The organism is Pseudoxanthomonas sp. Soil82 (assembly GCF_040446535.1).
GTDB lineage: Bacteria > Pseudomonadota > Gammaproteobacteria > Xanthomonadales > Xanthomonadaceae > Pseudoxanthomonas > Pseudoxanthomonas kaohsiungensis.
The window spans coordinates 51,079-67,539 of sequence record NZ_JBEAAK010000004.1; the positions used below are offsets into that span (position 1 = coordinate 51,079).

The window sequence follows — 16,461 nt, forward strand, 5'->3', positions numbered from 1 at the left end:
AACGGCGCCAAGGCGCCGGTGCGCGAAGGTGCGCATGGAGCCGGCTGCGACCGCGTGCTGCTGGTCCACGGCCTGTGGAATGCGGCGTGGTGGCTGGCCCCGCTGGCCTGGCGCCTGCGGCGGTTGGGCTTCGTGGTGCAGACGTTCGGCTATCCGAGCATCGTCGGCGGTCCGGAGCCGGCGCTGGCGGCGCTGGCCGAACGCCTGCGCGATGGTCCGCCGAGGCACCTGGTCGGGCACAGCCTGGGCGGACTGCTGGCATTGGAAGTGTTGCGCCGGAATCCCGGGCTGCCGGTGGTGCGGGTGGTCTGCCTGGGGTCGCCGTTGCGCGGCAGCGGCACGGCGCGGACGCTGGCGTCGCGTCCGCGCCTGGCGTGGGCGCTGGGACGCAGCAGCGCGCTGCTGCGGGACGGTTGCGGCGCGTGGGACGGCCGCGTTCCGACCGGCATGGTCGCGGGCGACGTGCCGCGAGGGATCGGCCGCCTGCTGCACGCCGTGGATGCCGAGTCCGACGGCACCGTGGCCCTGGCCGAGACCCGGCTGCCGGGCCTGGCCGCCAGCTGCCGCGTGCACGCCAGCCACACCGGCCTGGTGTTCTCGGCCGAAGCCGCGCGCCAGGTGGCCGCGTTCCTGCGCACCGGGGCGTTCCTCGATGCGGAGGTCGTCCCGGGGGGCGATGGCGATCCGGACAGCCCGGTATAATCGCGTTCCTGACGGTTGGACGATTGGAACGTACATGGGTCGCGGCCCCTCGATCGAAGCACGCAAGAACGCCACCGATGCCAAGCGCGGCAAGGTGTTCACCAAGCTGATCCGCGAGATCGGCGTGGCCGCCCGCGCCGGCGGCGGCGACCCGGCCAACAACCCGCGCCTGCGCGCGGCGATGGACAAGGCGCTCACCGCCAACATGTCCAAGGACGTGATCGAGCGGGCGATCAAGAAGGCCACCGGCGAACTCGAGGGCGTCGAGTACGAGGAGATCCGCTACGAGGGCTACGCGCCCGGCGGCGTGGCGGTGATCGTCGACTGCCTGACCGACAACCGCGTGCGCACCGTGGCCGACGTGCGCCATGCCTTCTCAAAGTGCGGCGGAAACATGGGTACCGAAGGCTCGGTCGCGTTCATGTTCAAGCGCCTGGGCGTGCTCAGCTACGAGGGCGGCGACGAAGACAAGATCACCGAGGCGGCGATCGAGGCCGGCGCGGACGACGTCGTGGTCTACCCGGAGGACGGCGCCATCGACGTGCTCACCCCGCCGGACCAGTTCGACGCGGTAAGGCAGGCGATGGAGTCGGCGGGCCTGGTGCCGGGCTATGCCGAAGTCACGTTCCGCGCCGACAACGACATCGCCGTGGCCGGCGAGACCGCGCAGCAGGTCTCCAAGCTGCTGGGCATGCTCGAGGACCTGGACGACGTGCAGAACGTGTACTCCAACGCCGACCTGGGCGACGCCGGCTGACCATGCACCCGACCGGGGTCGAAGCGGTGGCGGTACCGGTCCTGCACGCGGAGGCGCGTGCGTGAGCGTTGCCGGCCTCGCCCGGCCGCAGGGCCGGGTCCGAATCCTGGGCATCGACCCCGGCTCGCAGCGCACCGGCATCGGCATCATCGATGTCGACCCGGGCGGGCGGGTGCTGCATGTCCACCACCAGCCGCTGGTGCTGCTGGGCGAGGGCGACTTCGCCGCGCGCCTGAAGCGCCTCCTGCACGGGCTGGCGGCGCTGATCGACGAATACAGCCCGCAGGAAGTGGCGATCGAGCAGGTGTTCGTCGGCCGCAGCGCCGATTCGGCGCTCAAGCTGGGCCAGGCCCGCGGCGCGGCGATCAGCGCGGTGGTCCTGCGCGACCTGCCGGTGAGCGAGTACGCCGCGCGCGAGGTCAAGCTGGCGGTGGTCGGCACCGGTGGCGCCGACAAGCTGCAGATCCAGCACATGGTGGCGGCCATGCTCGGCTTGAGCGGCAAGGTCCAGGCCGACGCCGCCGATGCGCTGGCCATCGCCCTGACCCATGCCCACGTGCGCGCCACCGCGCGGCGCCTGGGCGTGGATGCGCGCCTGGCCTGGAGCCGGAAGTGACCTGTCCCTCGAGGAGCCCCCGATGATCGGACGCCTGCGTGGCATCCTCGCCCTGAAGCAGCCGCCGTGGCTGGTGGTCGACGTCAATGGCGTCGGCTACGAGCTCGAGGCGCCGATGAGCACCTTCTACGACCTGCCCGACCTCGGGCGCGAGGTGTCCCTGTTCACCCACTATGCGCAGAAGGAAGACAGCGTGTCGCTGTACGGTTTCCTGCGCGAGGGCGAACGGCGCCTGTTCCGCGACGTGCAGAGGGTCAGCGGCATCGGCGCGAAGATCGCCCTGGCGGTGCTGTCGGGGGTGAGCGTGGACGAATTCGCACGGCTGGTGCAGGCCGGCGACGTCACCGCGCTCACCCGCATCCCCGGGATCGGCAAGAAGACCGCCGAGCGCATGGTCGTGGAGTTGCGCGACCGCGCCGCCGACCTCGCCGGCGCCGGCCCGGCCGGCCTGCCGGCCGCGGCCGGCGATCCGATGGCCGATGCGGTCACCGCCCTGGTGCAGCTGGGCTACAAGCCGGCCGAGGCCGCGCGCATGGCCCGCGACGCCGCCGCCGCGGGCGACGAGGCCTCCACCATCATCCGCAAGGCGCTGCAGTCGGCCCTGCGCTGACGCTGCGCGCCGATGCGATCGCAACCGAGCTAACCTAGGGCCGCCATGACCGCAGCGCACACCCCCACGCCTGGCCACGGCCAGCACGGCGCCGCATCGCACGGCGTCGGCGCCAGCCACCTGGCACTGGTCGTCGGCGCCATCGGCGTCGTCTTCGGCGACATCGGCACCAGCCCGCTGTACACGCTCAAGGAAGCGTTCTCGCCGCACTACGGTCTGGACAGCGACCACGACACGGTGCTGGGCGTGCTGTCGCTCGCGTTCTGGGCGCTGATGGTGGTCGTCACGCTCAAGTACGTGACCATCATCATGCGCGCCGACAACGAGGGCGAGGGCGGCATCATGGCGCTGATGGCGCTGGCCCAGCGCACGCTGAGGAACGGCTCGCGCTCGGCGTATGTCGTAGGCATCCTCGGCATCTTCGGTGCCTCGCTGTTCTTCGGCGACGGGGTGATCACCCCGGCGATCTCGGTGCTGGGTGCGATCGAGGGCCTGGAGGTCGCCGCGCCCGGGCTGCACCACTTCATCGTGCCGTTGACCATCGCCGTGCTGGTGGTGCTGTTCTTCGCCCAGCGCTTCGGCACCGAGAAGGTCGGCAAGGTGTTCGGCCCGATCACCATGCTGTGGTTCGTGGCCATCGGCGCGGTCGGTGCCTGGAACATCATCGAGGCGCCGGAGGTGCTGAAGGCGTTCAACCCCTACTGGGGCGCGCGGTTCTTCATGGAGCACGGCTGGCACGGGGTGTTCATCCTCGGCGCGGTGGTACTGGCGGTCACCGGCGGCGAGGCGCTCTACGCGGACATGGGCCACTTCGGCGCCCGCCCGATCCGGCATGGCTGGTATTTCTTCGTCCTGCCCTGCCTGCTGCTCAACTACCTCGGCCAGGGGGCGCTGGTGCTGGAGCACCCGGAGCTGGTCAAGAACCCGTTCTACGAGTCGGTGCCGTCGTGGGCGCTGTACCCGATGATCGTGCTGGCCACGCTGGCGGCGGTGATCGCCTCGCAGGCGGTGATCACCGGCGCCTACTCGATCTCCCGCCAGGCCATGCAGCTGGGCTACATCCCGCGGATGCGGATCAAGCACACCTCGCACGACGCCATCGGCCAGATCTACGTGCCGGGCATCAACTGGATGCTGATGGTGATGGTGATCGGCCTGGTGCTGGCGTTCCGCAGCTCCAGCAACCTGGCGGTGGCCTACGGCATCTCGGTCTCGGCGACGATGCTGATCGACACCCTGCTGCTGGCGCTGGTGGCGCGCGCGCTGTGGCCGCGCTGGCGCAACTGGGTGCTGCCGTTGTGCGTGGTGTTCTTCGTGATCGACGTGGGCTTCGTCGTCGCCAACGGCGCCAAGATCCTGCAGGGCGCGTGGTTCCCGGTGGTGCTGGGCATCGTCCTGTTCACCCTGATGCGTACCTGGCGGCGCGGCCGCGAACTGATGCGCGACGAGATGCGCAAGGACGGCATCCGCGTGGATACCTTCCTGCCGGGGCTGATGCTCGCCCCGCCGGCGCGCGTGCCCGGCACGGCCGTTTTCCTGACCACCGACACCACGGTGGTCCCGCATGCCCTGCTGCACAACCTCAAGCACAACAAGGTGCTGCACGAGCGCAACGTGTTCCTCACCGTGGAGACGCTCAACGTCCCGCACGCGCCAGCGGACAAGCGCCTGAAGATGGACCAGATCGGCGACGACTTCTACCGGCTGATCGTGCGCTTCGGCTTCATGGAGACGCCGGACGTGCCGCTGGCGCTGATGCGCGCCTGCGACGCCGGCGGGATGGGCTTCGACCCCATGGACACCACCTATTTCGCCAGTCGCGAGACGATCGTCGCCGGCCGCCACCGCGGCATGCCGATCTGGCGCGACAAGGTCTTCGCGATCATGCACCGCAACGCCGCGCCGGCTACCGGCTTCTTCCGCATCCCCGGCAACCGCCTGGTGGAGCTGGGGTCGCAGGTGGAGATCTGACCGGCCGCCGCGGCCGCTGCACCGTGGCCGGGCGGCGTGCGAACATGCCCGCATGAACGAACCACGCATCCTCACCGCCGGTGCCACCCGCGAGGACGACGTCGCCGAGGCCTCGATCCGGCCGAAGCGGCTGGACGAGTACCTGGGCCAGCAGCCGGTCCGCGAACAGCTGGGCATCTACATCGAGGCCGCACGGCGCCGCACCGAGGCGCTGGACCACGTGCTGATCTTCGGCCCGCCGGGGCTGGGCAAGACCACCCTGAGCCACGTCATCGCCAACGAGCTGGGCGTGAACCTGCGGGTCACCTCCGGCCCGGTGATCGAGAAGGCCGGCGACCTGGCCGCGCTGCTGACCAACCTGCAGCCGCACGACGTCCTGTTCATCGACGAGATCCACCGCCTGTCGCCGGTGGTCGAGGAGGTCCTGTATCCGGCGATGGAGGACTTCCAGATCGACATCATGATCGGCGAGGGCCCGGCCGCGCGCTCGATCAAGCTCGACCTGCCGCCGTTCACCCTGATCGGCGCGACCACCCGCGCCGGCCTGCTGACCGCGCCGCTGCGCGACCGCTTCGGCATCGTCCAGCGCCTGGAGTTCTATACGCCCGAGGAACTGACCCGGATCGTGCGCCGCTCCGCGCAGATCCTGGGCATCGACTGCGAGGCGGGGGGCGCGGGCGAGATCGCTCGCCGCGCGCGTGGCACGCCGCGCATCGCCAACCGCCTGCTGCGGCGCGTGCGCGACTACGCGCAGGTGAAAGCCGCCGGGCACATCGATGCAGGGGTGGCCGGTGCGGCGATGGCCATGCTCAAGGTCGATCCGGAAGGCTTCGACGAGCTGGACCGGCGCATGCTGCGCACCATCATCGAGCATTTCGACGGCGGCCCGGTCGGCGTGGAATCGCTGGCCGCCTCGCTGTCGGAGGAACGCGGGACGCTGGAGGACGTGATCGAGCCGTACCTGATCCAGCAGGGGTTCCTGGTCCGCACCGCGCGCGGGCGCATGGCCACCGCCAAGGCCTATCGCCACCTGGGGCTCGTCGCGCCGGCGCGCGAGGCGGGCGAGCTGTTCTAGAGGCGCCAGGCCGCGTCACCCCGCACACGCCGGATGCGTGCTGCTGGCATTGCGCGCGACACCCGCAACCGCAACCGCACCGGTGGTAGTCGGCTTCGGTGTGAGCCGCGACACCCCCGGCCCACCGCGTCCTCGAGGGACTTTCGGGTCGCGTCTCCGCTCTGCATGTGTGTAGGAGCCGATTTATCGGCGACCCGACGCCGTCGGCACGGACGACGCCCTGGCGGTCAAATGCCCCGGTCGCCCATGAGGATGGGCTCCTACAAGAGGCCCGGTGGCCCTCGATCGGCTTTCGGGTTGTAGGAGTCGATTCATCGGCGAACCGACGGCGTCGGCACTGATGACGTCTTGATGGTCCTATGCCCCGGTCGCCCATGAGGATGGGCTCCTACAAGAAGCACGGCGGCTTTCAATCGGCGGGTGCGTGTCTGTCTCTGGCAAACGGAGTGGCGGCGCCTCAGGTCGCCCGAGGACGCCGTATCCCGGCACGACGCCGTCCCGTCGGTTAGGGCGCGTACGGCGTGCCGAGGGTCAGGCCGGTTCCCGGGCTCGATCGCCCGGCATGCGCCCGCGCTCGCGTTCAGAAGATGATGGCGGCCATCATCCGGCGGGGCCATTTTCGGGGTGCGCGCGGCATCGGGGTCGGCGCGGGGATCCGGTGCGTGGTTACCGCGCCTGCCGCTGCGCCGCCATCCGCGCGCAGGTGGCCACCGCCGCTTCCAGGCTGGATGGATCGGCCAGCCCCTGGCCTGCGAGGTCCAGTGCGGTGCCATGGTCGACCGCCACGCGCGGGTAGGGCAGGCCCAGGGTCACGTTCACCGCGCGCTCGAAGCCGCTGTACTTGAGTACCGGCAGGCCCTGGTCGTGGTACATGGCCAGCACCGTGTCGAAGCCGGCCAGCTTGCGCGGCAGGAAGGCGGTATCGGCGGGAAGCGGGCCGACCAGGTGCATGCCCTGTGCCCGCAAGTGATCGAGGACCGGAATGATGGTCTCGATCTCCTCGCTGCCCAGGTGACCGGCCTCCCCGGCGTGCGGATTCAGCCCCAGCACCGCGATGACCGGTTCCTGGATCCCGAAGCCGGTGCGCAGCGCCTCATGGGTAACCCGCAACACCCGGACGAGCAGTTCCGCGTCGATCGCATCGGCGACGTTGCGCAGCGGCAGGTGGGTGGTGGCCAGCGCGACGCGGACGACATCGTTGGCCAGCATCATCACCACGTCGCTCCCGGCATGGCCGGCGAGCAGCTCGGTGGTTCCCGTGTAGGCGATCCCACCCTCGTTGATCGTGGCCTTCTGCACCGGGCCGGTGACCATGCCGTCGAAACGGCCGGCCATGCACGCGTCCGCGGCATCGAGCAGGGCACCGACCACCGCCCCGGCGTTGCGCGGATCCGGGTGCCCGAACACCACGGCGTTGGCGTTGGGAAACATGCGCAGCGGCATGTCGCCGGGGCGCCGCGCCGGCTCGTCCTCGTGCAGCAGGTTCAGCGGAAGACGCAGGGCATCGGCGGCCGACCGCAGCGTGGCCGGGTCGGCGAAGGCGACGAGGGAGCAGTCCGTGCGCGGCGCCTGCGCCAGGCGCACGCACAATTCCGGGCCCACCCCCGCCGGTTCGCCTGGAACCAGCGCGAGCCGCGGCCCGGTCACGTCAGCCGCCGGAGGGCGTCGCGGCCGGTGCCGCCGGCGCCTCGGCCGGGGCCTGCGCGTCGGTCGCGCCGGCGCCGGTGCGGAACACCACGTAGGCTTCGCCACGCAGCTCCGCCAGGTAGCGGTTGAATTCCTCTTCCAGCTTGCGCCGGCCGATGGTCTCGCGGACCTGGGCGCGGCGGTTGGTGTCGGTGACGTCGGTCTGGCGCTCGCCGATGCGCTGGATCACGTGCCAGCCGGCTTCGGTACGGAACGGCTGGGACACGCCGCCGTCGGCCAGCGCGGTGACCTGCCTGCCGAAATCCGGGCCGAAGGCGTCGGCCGGGAACCAGCCCAGGTCGCCGCCCTGGCCGCGGGTGTTGGTGTCCTCGGACGACTCGCGCGCCACGGCGTCGAACTCGGCGCCGCCGGCGATGCGCGCCCGCAGGGTGTCGATGCGGGCCTTGGCCGTGGCATCGTCCTGGCGGTCGTTGACCCGCACCAGGATGTGGCGGACGTTGTATTCGGTGACGGTCTGCGCCGGGCCGCCCGCGGTCGACGCGTCGCGCACCTCGACCAGCTGCAACAGCTGGAACCCGCTGGGGCCGCGGATCGGCCCGATGATCTGGCCGGGCTGCGCGTCCGTGATCATGCGCGAGAACGCGCTGGGGATCTCGTCCAGGCTGCGCCAGCCCAGGTCGCCGCCCTCCAGCGCGTTGGGGCTGTCGGAATAGCGCACCGCCGCCGCGTTGAAGGTCAGTTCGCCGCGTTCGATGACGCTCTTGATGCCGTCGATCTTGCGCTGGCCGGTGGCCAGCTGCTCGGCGGTAGCGCCCTCGGGCACGCCGACGAGGATGTGCGCCAGGTGGTACTGCATGCCGCCGCTGGCTTCCTGGGCAATGGCGGCGTCGACTTCGCTCTCGCTGACGTTGATACGGCTCTGCGCGAAGCTCTGGCGCAGCCGCTGGGTCATGATCTCGTCGGCCAGCGAGCGGCGGAAGTCCTCGAAGGACAGGCCGTCGGCGGCCAGGCGCTGGCGCAGGCCGTCGACCGTCAGGCCATTCTGCTGGGCGATCGCGGCGACCGCCTGGTTCAGTTCCTGGTCGCTGATGCGGATGCCGTTGCCGCGCGCGCGCTCGACCTGAAGCTTGGTCAGCACCAGGCGCTCGAGCACCTGCCGTTCGAGCACGGCGCGCGGCGGCAGCTGGTCTTCGCGGCCGGCGTACTGGGCGACGATGTTGCGCATCGCCAGGTCCAGCTCGCTCTGCAGCACCACGTCCTCGTCCACGATCGCGGCGATGCGCTCGACCGGTTGCAGCTGCTGGGCCGGGGCGGCGAACGGGAGGGAAAGGGCGGCGGCAACCGCCAGGAGGGTCGCGGAAAGGCGTGGGCTCATGGACTCACGGAATCAGGTTCGGATCGTAATCGTCCGGATCGGGCGTGGTGTTGCTGGGCGGGACCAGGTACAGGTCGTCGCGGTAGTAGCCGAGAATAGCACGGCGCAAAGTCCGCTCCGTGTCCTGGCCCGCCGACCCTAGGCCCTTGAGCACGAATTCGAACTGAATGGAATTGTCCAGCTCGCCCTCGCGGTTGCGCACGTAGCGCCGGGCCAGCGCCCGGACCGCCAGGCAGCAGCTGTCCCACTGCACCCCGCCGACGGCCTCCAGCAGCTTGTCGTCGTCCATCGAGTAGTAGTAGCGGCCGACCACGCTCCAGACCGGGTTGATCGGGTACAGGAAGTTGAAGTCGGCCTGTTCGAGCAGGTCGCGGCGGTAGCGGTAGCCGATGTTGACCACGCCGTCGCCCGGCCACAGGTAGCGGGCGCGCACGCTGGCCAGGTCCTCGCGGCGGAACTTGGGATCCCACTGGTAGGAGGCGCCCAGGTTCCAGCGGTCGTTGATCGCGTAGTTGGCATCCGCCACCCAGGCCGACTTGCCTTCCTCCACCGGCAGCTCGCCGGGGGCCACGACGCGGGAATCCTCGAAGTAGCGGATCTGACCGAGGCTGGCCGACAGCTTCTCGCGGCCATCGGCCTGGCGGATCAGGCGCGTGCTCAGGGCCACGGTCAGCTGGTTGGCGTCGGTCTGGCGGTCGGCGCCGGAGTAGCGGTTGTCGCGGAACAGCTGGCCCCAGCTGAAGGTGAACGGTCGCGTGTCGAACAGCGGCAGCCCGTCCTGCTCGCGGTACGGGGTATTGAGGTAGAAAAGCCGCGGTTCAAGCGTGTGCAGGTAGTCGGCGCCGCCGATGCGGGTGTCGCGGTCGAAGTACACGCCCGCGTCGAAGGTGGTGATCGGCAGGCTGCGGGTCGGCGAGGTGTCGCCGCCCAGCTGCTGCGCCAGGGCCGGCTCGAGGTCGTAAGCGGTGTAGCGCCAGGCCAGGGTCGGGGTGATGTACCACGCCGGCCCGCCCAGCCGCGCCGAGACATAGGGCTTCACGTCGAGGCGGCTGCCACCGGGCCGTTCGCTGTGCTCGAAGCGCACGGTCTCCGCCCACACGCCGGCGTCGAACCAGTGGCCCAGCGGCTGTTCCCAGTTGAAGTAGAGCCGCGGCAGGCGGCTGTATGGCAGGTTGGCGTCGGTGAGCGTGTAGTCGGTCAGCTGGAAGTGCTCCGCCATCGCCCCGGCGCTCCAGTGCTGGCCCAGGCCGTAAATGCCGGCGGTGCTCTGCAGGTAGGAGGCCGAGATCCCCGCGAGCCGGTTGGCGAAATCCTCGACGTAGCGCTCGTCGCTGACCCAGCCGACGTTGGCACGCGCCTGCCAGTTCTGGCCAAGGTTGTGGTAACCGCTGAACAGGAAGCGGCCGCGGTCACGGTCGCGCAGGTCGTCGTCGGGCATGTAGGACGCATTGACCGTGCCGCGGCCACCCTCGTACAGGTAGCGGAATTCGGTGTCCAGCAGCAGGCCGCGCTGGCTCATCCAGCGCGGTTCCAGGGTCATGTCGTAGTTGGGCGCCAGGTTCAGGTAGATCGGCTGGCGGTAATCGAAGCCGTTGCGCGAGGACATGCTCACCGCCGGGTACAGCAGCCCGGTCTGGCGGCGGTCGTCGACCGGGAACTTGAACCACGGCACGTACAGCACCGGGAACTTGCCCATCCGTAGCACCGCGTTGCGGGCCACGCCGAATCCCTCGTCGCTGTCCACGTCGATCTGCTGCGCGCGCAGCTCCCACATCCGCTGCGAGGGGTCGCAGGTGCTGTAGGTGGAGTGGTGCATCTGTCCCAGCGGCCCGGTCAGTTCGATCGAATCGGCGCCGCCGTTGCCGCGCCTGTCCACCAGCTGGTAGCGGATGTTGGTGATGGTGTGGGTGTCGGTGTTCTGGTTGCCCTCGGCGCGGTCGGCGACGATGCGGATGCCCGAGTCCTGGTAGCGGACGTTGCCCTCGGCCACGTAGGTGCCGGCCTCGGTGTCCATCGCGATGCGGTCGGTGCCCAGGAACTGGTCGCCGCGGACCAGGGCGACGTTGCCCTGGAACTGGGGCGTGGTGCGGGTGCCTTCCTGCTTGTCGCCTTCGATCACCGTCGGCTGCTGGTCGCGCGCCGGGTCGCCGGGTTGCGCCGCCGGGGGCGCGCCTTCGAAGGGCGGAATGATGTCGCCGGCCGGGCACAACGCCCAGTTCAGCGGTTTGTCGCTGGCAGCCAGCGCCGTGCCCGGCAGGCAGGCGGCGATGCTCAGCGACAGCGGGAGCAGGCGCAGGGGTAGACGCACAGGCAGGGGCCATCCGGGGCGAAAATCGCCGGTAGCTTGCCGGATGCGGGTGTATGCGGGCAATGAAAGCGGCTGGCCGGCCGCAGGCGGGGTTCATCCGCGCGGCGGTAGGCGCCGCCGCGGTCAGTCGCGCAAGGCGCCGACATGGGCGACCGCCGACTCGGCCAGGGCGTCGAGGTGGTAGCCGCCTTCCAGCATCGAGACGACCCGGCCGCTGGCATGGCGCCGGGCGATCGTGCGCAGCTCGGACGTGATCCAGGCGAAGTCCTCGGCGTCGAGCATCAGGTCGGCCAGCGGGTCTGCCAGGTGCGCGTCGAAACCGGCCGACACCAGCACCAGCTGCGGTCGGAACGCATCCAGCGCCGGCAGCAGGGAGTCGAGCCAGGTGTTGCGGAAGCGGAACCCGCCGCTGCCCGGTGGCAGCAGCGCGTTGTGCAGGTTGCCGGCGCCGCGCTCGTGGACGCTGCCGCTGTGCGGGTAAAGCCCCGACTGGTGGCTGCTCAGGTAGGCGATCCGCGGCTCGGCCTGGAAGATCGCCTGGGTGCCGTTGCCGTGGTGCACGTCGAAATCGACGATCGCGATGCGCTCGAGCCCATGGTGGTCGCGGGCGTGGGCGGCGGCGACGGCGATGTTGTTGAACAGGCAGAAGCCCATCGCGGTGTCGGGCGTGGCGTGGTGCCCGGGCGGGCGGACCGCGCAGAAGGCGGTCTGCGCCTCGCCGGCCATCACCGCGTCGACCGCGGCCAGGCCGGCGCCTGCGGCATGCAGGGCGGCGCGGGCCGAGCCGGGCGAGAGCGCGGTGTCCGGGTCCAGCCGCTGCAGGCCGCTGGCGACCGGCGCAAGGACCTCGTCGATCAGGGTGTCGCCATGGACCCGCAGCAGGTCGCCGCGTCGCGCCATCGGCGCCTCCCGCCAGTCCAGGTCAGGGTAGGCGCGGTCCAGCGCGTCCAGTACCGCGCGCAGGCGTGCCGGGCGCTCCGGGTGTTCGGTCCCGGGGTCGTGGTCGAGGCAGGCGGCGTGGGTCCAGGCGAGCATGCGGCCAACGTAGCGCGGCCGGCGTTCGGCTGCCATCCGCATTTTGTCTGGCGTTTCCCGGGCAAGGGAAGCGGCCGGCCCGGTCCCGGGTGTGCGCCGGGACGGTCCTAGCCGGCGTTGCGCCGCTCGTGCCGCCACAGGACCTCGCCCTGGCCGTCGGCGCGGGCCAGGACCCGGGCCAGCACGAACAGCAGGTCGGAGAGGCGGTTGAGGTAGCGCACCGCTTCGCCGCGCACGGGTTCGACCCGCGACAGGGCCACGGTCGCGCGCTCGGCGCGGCGGACGATGGTGCGGGCGAGGTGGCAGCGCGCGGCGGCCTCGCCACCGGCCGGCAGGATGAAGTCCTTCAGCGCCGGCAGGTCCGCGTTGTGGTGGTCGAGATGGCGTTCCAGGGCGTCGATGTCGGCAGCCTGGATCGCCGCGTGCCCGGGGATGCACAGTTCGCCGCCCAGGTCGAACATCTGGTGCTGCACGGCGGTCAGCAGGTCGCGCACGCCGGCCGGCACGCCGGGTGCGGCCAGGACCACGCCGATGGCCGAGTTGGCCTCGTCGACGGTGCCGTAGGCCTCGACCCGCAGCGAGTCCTTGCCGGTCCGGCTGCCGTCGCCCAGCCCGGTGCTGCCGTCGTCGCCGGTGCGGGTGTAGATCTTCGAGAGGCGGTTGCCCATGTGGGTCGAAGCGTGCCGGTCGGCGCCTGCGGGCGTGCCCGGTCAGTGCGCGGTGCGGCCGCCGCGGCCGACCATGGGCGCGATGCGTTCGGCGGCCACCTGCAGGCCCGCGGCGATCGCGACGTAGGTGCCGGCGGTGACCAGGTACGGCGCCAGCCAGTCGGTGTAGTTCTTCCACCAGCCGGCCAGGGTCGGGTCGGTGACCGAGTCGCTGAGCCAGTAGAAGCTGCCCTGCGCCAGCAGGTGGCAGGCCAGCACCGACAGCACGAAGGCGAAGGCCAGGCGGCCCAGCGCGTCCCAGCGGGCGCCGGCGTAGCGGCGGCGCAGCCAGGCGCCGCCGGCCCACATCGCGGCGTAGGCCGGCACCAGGAACCAGTACGCGGCGGAGACGCAGTAGTGGTTCCAGAAGTCGATGCCCTGGCCGGTGATCACCCACCAGTCCACGCCCACGGCCAGCGCCATCAGCGCCGGGAAGGCCCAGCGGCCCCAGCCGCGCAGGTGGAAGCCGGCGATGAAGAACACCGCCCAGCTCGCGTCCGGCGGCGAGAAATGGTCGAACACATGCGCGCGCGAGGCGGCCATGAGCAGGGCCAGGACGAACAGGATGAACAGGCGGGAAGTAGTGGCGTTCATGGCGCACGCGAAGCGGAGTCAGGCCCGCATTCTAGCCGAAGCCCGGCGCCGGCCGCCGTGCCGCGGCCCCGGGCGGCCACGCACGGCCGCGTATCATGTGCCGATGAAGCGAACCCACGACGTGCTCATCGTCGGCGGCGGCCTGGTCGGCGCCAGCCTGGCGATCGCCCTGGACGGCCTGCCGCTGGACGTGGCCCTGGTCGAGGCGACCCCGCCCGGTGACCTGCCGGCGGTGTTCGACCAGCGCAACCTCAGCCTGGCGGCCGCCTCGGTCAATGCACTGGACGCACTGGGCGTCATGGGCCAGTTGCGCGCGTCCACCGGGCCGATCCGCCGCATCCACGTCAGCCGCGCCGGCGATTTCGGCAGCGTGCGGCTGGAGGCCGCCGACTACGGCCGCGAGGCTTTCGGCCAGGTGGTGGTGGCGCGCGATTTCGGCGAGGCACTGGAAGGCCGCCTGGCGCAACTGCCGCGGCTCACCCGTTACCGGCCGGCGCGTTTCGTCGGCCTGGACGGCGATGACGGGCACGCGCGCGGGGTGCGCCTGGCCACTGCCGATGGCGAGCTGGCGCTGCAGGCGCGGCTACTGGTCGCCGCCGATGGCACGCGCAGCGCGCTGCGCGAGGCGCTGGGGACTTCCAGCCGCACCCACGATTACGGCCAGACCCTGTTCGTGGCGCGGATGCGCGGCGAGCGCGCGCCCGACGGCACCGCCTGGGAGCGGTTCACCGACAGCGGGCCGACCGCGTTGCTGCCGCGCGGCGATCGCGCCTGGGGCGTGGTCCATGGCGTGCCGAGCGGACAGGCTGCCGCCGTGGCCGCGCTGGACGAGGCCGGTTGGCTGGCGCGGATCCAGCAGGCGTTCGGCTGGCGCGCCGGGCGTTTCCTCGGCGCCGGCGAGCGCAGCGCCTATCCGATCGCCTCGGTCATCGCCGATGCGCTGGTCGCGCCACGCGCGGTGCTGCTGGGCAATGCCGCGCAGACGATCCATCCGGTCGGCGCGCAGGGCTTCAACCTGGGCCTGCGCGATGCGCTGACCCTGGCCGAAGGCCTGCGCATGCATGCCGGCGACCCGGGCGCGGCGTCGCTGCTGCAGCAGTACGCGCAACACCGCCGCGAGGACCGGGATCGCACCCTGGCCTTCTCCGACGGGCTGGCGCGCATGACCGCCAATCCGTCGCCGTTGCTGCGTCCGCTGCGCAGCCTCGGCCTGCTGGCCGCCGATCGCGCCGGCTGGCTGCAGTCGTGGCTGGTCGGCGGGGCGATGGGCTTCCGCGGCGACGTGCCGGAGCTGTGCCGGTGACGGGGTACGTGAAAAGCCGCGCGCGCCTGGACGTGGCCGTGGCCGGTGGCGGCGTGGTCGGCGCGGCCTGCGCGCTGGCCCTGGCCCAGGTCGGCCTGGAGGTGGCCCTGGTCGAACCACGGCCGGTCGCGCGCTGGCTGGCCGAGCGGCCGGACCTGCGGGTGTATGCGCTGGCGCCCGACAACGCCGGCCTGCTCGACCGCCTGGGCGTATGGCCGCAGGTCGCCGCCGCGCGGGTGCAGCCGTATCGGCGCATGCGGGTGTGGGATGCGGCCGGCGGCGGCGAACTGGCGTTCGACGCGGCGGCGATGGCGCGCGGGGAACTGGGCTGGATCGTCGAGAACGACCTGCTGGTCGACCGCCTGTGGTCGGCGCTGGCCGCTGCAGGCGTGCAGCTGCATTGCCCGGCGAGGGTCGAGGCGATGGAGCAGGACGCGGCCGGCGTGCGCCTGCGGCTGGAAGACGGTGCGCGCCTGGATGCGCGAATCGCGGTCGCCGCCGACGGCGCCGCGTCGGACCTGCGGCGCCTGGCCGGGCTGGACATCGACGCCCATGATTACCACCAGCGTGGCGTGGTCGCCTTCATCGAGACCGAGGCGCCGCACGAAGACACCGCCTGGCAGCGCTTCCTGCCGACCGGGCCACTGGCGCTGCTGCCGTTCGCGCAGGGGCGCAGTTCGATCGTATGGACCCTGCCCGAAGCCGATGCCGAGCGCGTGCTGGCGCTGGACGACGCGCGCTTCGCCGTCGAACTCACCGACGCCAGCGCCGCGCGCCTGGGCAAGGCGGTGCCGGCCTCCGCGCGCGTGGCCTTCCCGCTGCGCCGGCAGCTGGTCCGCCAGCAGGTGGAAGGGCGCGTGCTGGTACTGGGCGACGCGGCGCACGTGGTGCATCCGCTGGCGGGGCAGGGCGTGAACCTGGGGCTGCGCGACGTGGCCGCGTTGGCCGCCGAAATCGCCGCCGCCCGCGCGCGGCGCGCCGACTGGGCCGCCCCGCACCGGCTGCAGCGCTGGGCGCGGCGACGGCAGAGCGACAACACCGTGTCGGCCTACGCTTTCGAGGGGATCAACCGGCTGTTCTCCAATGCCGATCCGCTCGCGGTACTGGCCCGCGGACCCTTGCTGGGGCTGGCCGGGCGGCTGCCGCCGCTGCAGCGCGCGCTGTGGCGGCACGCCGCCGGGGTGTAGGAAACGAGGGAGGCCGGCGTCCGTGGAAAGGCGCCCGCGACGCGGCACCGTCGGCGCCGGCGGCACCCGCGCGGTTCCGACGCCCGAGTCGCCCGCAAGCCGGGCTCCTACAGGATCCAACCGGCCAGTTCGTCGCGATCCAGCCGGCCATCCCGATTGGCGTCGACGCGGTCGAACTCGGCGCGCAGGCTCGCGTCCGACGCGGCCTCACGCCGGTCGACCGCGCCATCGCCATCGGCATCGAGCACGGTGAAGTCCAGGCGGTCGCCGCCGACCAGGCTGTCCGGTTCGACCGAGCGGATGATCACCGGTCCGCCATGGGAGCCTTCGAGCACGGTCATGCCGGTCTGCCGCTGCAGCGGTGCGTCGGCCGGGGTCGCGGCCGGTGGCGGCAGCGGCAGCGTCGTCGCTGGCGTTCCGCGCGTGGCCTGCGCTTGCAGCGAGGCCAGGAGCAGGGCGGCGGTCAACAGGGCAGTGCGGGTCATGGGCGTCCGGGACAGCGCGGGATTGCCGGCAACGCTAGGGGCGGCCGGGTGAAGCGGTGTTGAACCGCTGGCGCTTGCGCGTATGCAGG

At 71.7% G+C, this 16,461-nt stretch carries 15 protein-coding genes; 8 read left to right on the forward strand and 7 right to left on the reverse strand.

Going from position 1 to position 16,461, the window contains the following annotated elements; all coding sequences use genetic code 11:
* Positions 1–18: 18 nt before the first annotated feature.
* From ABKA19_RS11600 to ruvB, 6 genes are all read left to right on the forward strand, one after another.
* Positions 19–702, forward strand: a complete 684-nt coding sequence (locus ABKA19_RS11600) for an esterase/lipase family protein (RefSeq protein WP_502945794.1) — start codon at positions 19–21, stop codon at positions 700–702.
* A gap of 34 nt (positions 703–736) precedes the next feature.
* Positions 737–1,459: a YebC/PmpR family DNA-binding transcriptional regulator gene (locus ABKA19_RS11605; RefSeq protein WP_353689037.1), complete on the forward strand. Its 723-nt coding sequence runs from the start codon at positions 737–739 to the stop codon at positions 1,457–1,459.
* Between the two features lie 61 nt (positions 1,460–1,520).
* Entirely contained in the window at positions 1,521–2,075 is a 555-nt protein-coding gene (ruvC, locus tag ABKA19_RS11610; protein ID WP_353689038.1) for a crossover junction endodeoxyribonuclease RuvC, read from the forward strand.
* Positions 2,076–2,097: 22 nt separating this feature from the next.
* Complete coding sequence (ruvA, locus tag ABKA19_RS11615; protein ID WP_162376653.1) at positions 2,098–2,685, forward strand: Holliday junction branch migration protein RuvA; 588 nt, start codon at positions 2,098–2,100, stop codon at positions 2,683–2,685.
* A gap of 45 nt (positions 2,686–2,730) precedes the next feature.
* Positions 2,731–4,656, forward strand: coding sequence for a potassium transporter Kup (locus ABKA19_RS11620; protein ID WP_353689039.1), 1,926 nt, complete (start codon positions 2,731–2,733; stop codon positions 4,654–4,656).
* Positions 4,657–4,708: 52 nt separating this feature from the next.
* Positions 4,709–5,731, forward strand: coding sequence for a Holliday junction branch migration DNA helicase RuvB (ruvB, locus tag ABKA19_RS11625; RefSeq protein ID WP_162376655.1), 1,023 nt, complete (start codon positions 4,709–4,711; stop codon positions 5,729–5,731).
* Between the two features lie 666 nt (positions 5,732–6,397).
* Here the strand turns inward: ruvB and pdxA are convergent.
* The 6 genes from pdxA to ABKA19_RS11655 all read right to left on the reverse strand — a co-directional run bounded on the left by pdxA (position 6,398) and on the right by ABKA19_RS11655 (position 13,397).
* Positions 6,398–7,378 (reverse strand): 4-hydroxythreonine-4-phosphate dehydrogenase PdxA, encoded by a 981-nt coding sequence (pdxA, locus tag ABKA19_RS11630; RefSeq protein ID WP_353689040.1) that lies wholly within the window; start codon positions 7,376–7,378, stop codon positions 6,398–6,400.
* Position 7,379: 1 nt separating this feature from the next.
* The gene (locus tag ABKA19_RS11635; protein ID WP_353689041.1) at positions 7,380–8,753 is read right to left on the reverse strand and encodes a peptidylprolyl isomerase; all 1,374 of its coding nucleotides are present in this window, start codon (positions 8,751–8,753) and stop codon (positions 7,380–7,382) included.
* A gap of 4 nt (positions 8,754–8,757) precedes the next feature.
* Complete coding sequence (gene lptD, locus ABKA19_RS11640) at positions 8,758–11,061, reverse strand: LPS assembly protein LptD (protein WP_353689042.1); 2,304 nt, start codon at positions 11,059–11,061, stop codon at positions 8,758–8,760.
* 123 nt (positions 11,062–11,184) lie between these two features.
* Positions 11,185–12,096, reverse strand: a complete 912-nt coding sequence (locus ABKA19_RS11645; protein WP_353689043.1) for a histone deacetylase family protein — start codon at positions 12,094–12,096, stop codon at positions 11,185–11,187.
* 107 nt (positions 12,097–12,203) lie between these two features.
* On the reverse strand, positions 12,204–12,764 hold the full coding sequence (locus ABKA19_RS11650) for a cob(I)yrinic acid a,c-diamide adenosyltransferase (protein WP_162376660.1): 561 nt from the start codon (positions 12,762–12,764) through the stop codon (positions 12,204–12,206).
* 42 nt (positions 12,765–12,806) lie between these two features.
* Positions 12,807–13,397 carry a hypothetical protein gene (locus tag ABKA19_RS11655; RefSeq protein ID WP_353689044.1) on the reverse strand — a complete coding sequence of 197 codons (591 nt, stop codon included), beginning with the start codon at positions 13,395–13,397 and terminating at the stop codon, positions 12,807–12,809.
* A 103-nt stretch (positions 13,398–13,500) separates the two neighbouring features.
* On the opposite strand from ABKA19_RS11655, the gene ubiH reads away from it, so the two are divergent.
* Both ubiH and ABKA19_RS11665 read left to right on the forward strand, forming a co-directional pair.
* Positions 13,501–14,700: a 2-octaprenyl-6-methoxyphenyl hydroxylase gene (ubiH, locus tag ABKA19_RS11660; RefSeq protein WP_353689045.1), complete on the forward strand. Its 1,200-nt coding sequence runs from the start codon at positions 13,501–13,503 to the stop codon at positions 14,698–14,700.
* Between the two features lie 8 nt (positions 14,701–14,708).
* Positions 14,709–15,887 (forward strand): UbiH/UbiF family hydroxylase, encoded by a 1,179-nt coding sequence (locus tag ABKA19_RS11665; RefSeq protein WP_353689046.1) that lies wholly within the window; start codon positions 14,709–14,711, stop codon positions 15,885–15,887.
* 107 nt (positions 15,888–15,994) lie between these two features.
* Here ABKA19_RS11665 and ABKA19_RS11670 read toward each other — a convergent pair whose 3' ends face one another.
* Complete coding sequence (locus ABKA19_RS11670; RefSeq protein WP_353689047.1) at positions 15,995–16,372, reverse strand: EF-hand domain-containing protein; 378 nt, start codon at positions 16,370–16,372, stop codon at positions 15,995–15,997.
* Positions 16,373–16,461: the final 89 nt, after the last annotated feature.